Below are 2,590 nucleotides of genomic sequence, written 5' to 3'. Positions count from 1 at the left end.
GTGTTGCCTTTCGTCCGTTAGTACCGGTCGGCTCCACCCCTCGCGGGGCTTCCACGTCCGGCCTATCGACCACGTGTTCTGCATGGGGACTACAGGAACTCGAAGGTTCCACGGAATGCTTATCTTGGAGCAGGCTTCCCGCTTAGATGCTTTCAGCGGTTATCCCTTCCGAACGTAGCCAACCGGCCGTGCCACTGGCGTGACAACCGGCATACCAGAGGTTCGTCCACCCAGGTCCTCTCGTACTATGGGCAGGCCTCCTCAGCATTCCAACGAGCGCAGAGGATAGAGACCAAACTGTCTCACGACGTTCTGAACCCAGCTCGCGTGCCGCTTTAATCGGCGAACAGCCGAACCCTTGGGACCTGCTCCAGCCCCAGGATGCGACGAGCCGACATCGAGGTGCCAAACCATCCCGTCGATATGGACTCTTGGGAATGATCAGCCTGTTATCCCCGGGGTACCTTTTATCCGTTGAGCGATGCCGCGTCCGTACACCGGCACCGGATCACTAGTCCCGACTTTCGTCCCTGCTCGGACCGTCGTCCTCGCAGTCAAGCCCGCTTGTGCACTTGCACTCGCCACCCGATTGCCAACCGGGCTGAGCGGACCTTTGGGCGCCTCCGTTACTCTTTGGGAGGCAACCGCCCCAGTTAAACTACCCGCCAGGCACTGTCCCTGAACAGGATGACTGTTCGAGGTTAGACATCCAATGCGAACAGAGCGGTATTTCACCTTACGGCTCCGCGCGATCTGGCGACCGCGCCTCTCGGCCTCCCGCCTATGCTACACAATCCACACCGAATGCCAATACCAAGGTATAGTAAAGGTCCCGGGGTCTTTTCGTCCTTCTGCGCTTAACGAGCATCTTTACTCGTACTGCAATTTCGCCGAGCTCCTGGTCGAGACAGTGGGGAAGTCGTTACGCCATTCGTGCAGGTCGGAACTTACCCGACAAGGAATTTCGCTACCTTAGGATGGTTATAGTTACCACCGCCGTTTACCGGGGCTTGAATTCACCGCTTCACCCGAAGGCTGACGGATCCTCTTAACCTTCCGGCACCGGGCAGGCGTCAGTGCATATACAGCGGCTTGCGCCTTCGCATGCACCTGTGTTTTTGGTAAACAGTCGCTACCCCCTGGTCTGTGCCACCCCCAAAAGCTCCCACAGCAAGTGTGTTCACCATCGGGGGTCTCCCTTAAACCGAAGGAACGGGAGTGATTTGCCGAGTTCCTTGACCAGGATTCGCTCGATCGCTTTGGTATTCTCTACCTGACCACCAGTGTCGGTTTGGGGTACGGGCGGCTTTGAGCCTGACGCCGAAGCTTTTCTCGGCAGCCGGGATCACCGGATATCGGGCCATAAGGCCCCCATCATCGCACCTCGGACCCATGCGGGACGGATTTGCCTGTCCCACGCCCTGCGTGCTTGACCACGGAAGACCACCTCCGCGGCCGGCTACCCTTCTGCGTCACTCCTGCGCTGACCTACTACAAGGATCGGTCCCAACAGGCCAGGGCATCCCGCCCCCGAAGGAGCAGTAAGCCCGGACCCGGAGGTTAGTACTCCAAGCCTCGGTTTTGGCGGCTGAAAGCCGGTACGGGAATATCGACCCGTTCATCCATTCGACTACGCCTGTCGGCCTCGCCTTAGGACCCGACTCACCCAGGGACGATGAACGTGGCCCTGGAACCCTTGGTCATCCAGCGGACGGGATCTTCACCCGTCTCTCGCTACTCATGTCTGCATTCTCACTCCCATGAAGTCCACGGCGCGTTCACACGGCCGCTTCGCCCCTCATGGGACGCTCTCCTACCCAGTACAAAATACTGCCGCGTCTTCGGTGGTGTGCTTGAGCCCCGCTACATTGTCGGCGCGGAACCACTAGACCAGTGAGCTGTTACGCACTCTTTCAAGGGTGGCTGCTTCTGAGCCAACCTCCTGGCTGTCTATGCGACTCCACATCCTTTCCCACTTAGCACACGCTTCGGGACCTTAGACGACGGTCTGGGCTGTTTCCCTTTCGACGACGAAGCTTATCCCCCGCCGACTCACTGCCGGGATACGCGTCACCGGTATTCGGAGTTTGGTTGCTGTTGGTACCCGATACGGGCCCGCAAGCATCCAGTAGCTCTACCCCCGGGACGTAATGACCCGACGCTGCACCCAAATGCATTTCGGAGAGAACCAGCTATCACGGAATTTGATTGGCCTTTCACCCCTAGCCCCAAGTCATCCCCCCGGTTTTCAACCCAGGTGGGTTCGGTCCTCCACGCGGTCTTACCCGCGCTTCAACCTGCTCAGGGCTAGATCATCCCGCTTCGGGTCCAGGACACGCGACTCAAACGCCTTTTAAGACTCGCCTTCGCTACGCATACCCCACACGGGTTATGCTCGCCACATGCCACTGACTCGCAGACTCATTTTTCGATAGGCACGCCGTCACCCCACAAAAGGGCTCCGACGGATTGTAGGCGCACGGTTTCAGAGACTGTTTCACTCCCCTCCCGGGGTACTTTTCACCTTTCCCTCACGGTACTCGTTCGCTATCGGTCAGACAGGAATATTCAGGCTTACCCAACGGTCCGG

The 2,590-nt window shown here is 58.7% G+C and carries 1 rRNA gene (running past one end of the window); it reads right to left on the bottom strand.

What is annotated here, in order from left to right:
• Positions 1 to 2,590, bottom strand: a 23S ribosomal RNA gene (locus tag AB5287_RS09790); its annotated part runs 572 nt beyond the window's last position; the annotation flags it as partial.

It is taken from the genome of Bifidobacterium sp. RTP21102st3_E2_RTP21102_210122, from assembly GCF_040916945.1.
Taxonomy (GTDB): domain Bacteria; phylum Actinomycetota; class Actinomycetes; order Actinomycetales; family Bifidobacteriaceae; genus Bifidobacterium; species Bifidobacterium longum.
The sequence above is the reverse complement of the archived record's forward strand: the minus strand, read 5'-3'. Positions and strand labels throughout refer to the sequence as shown.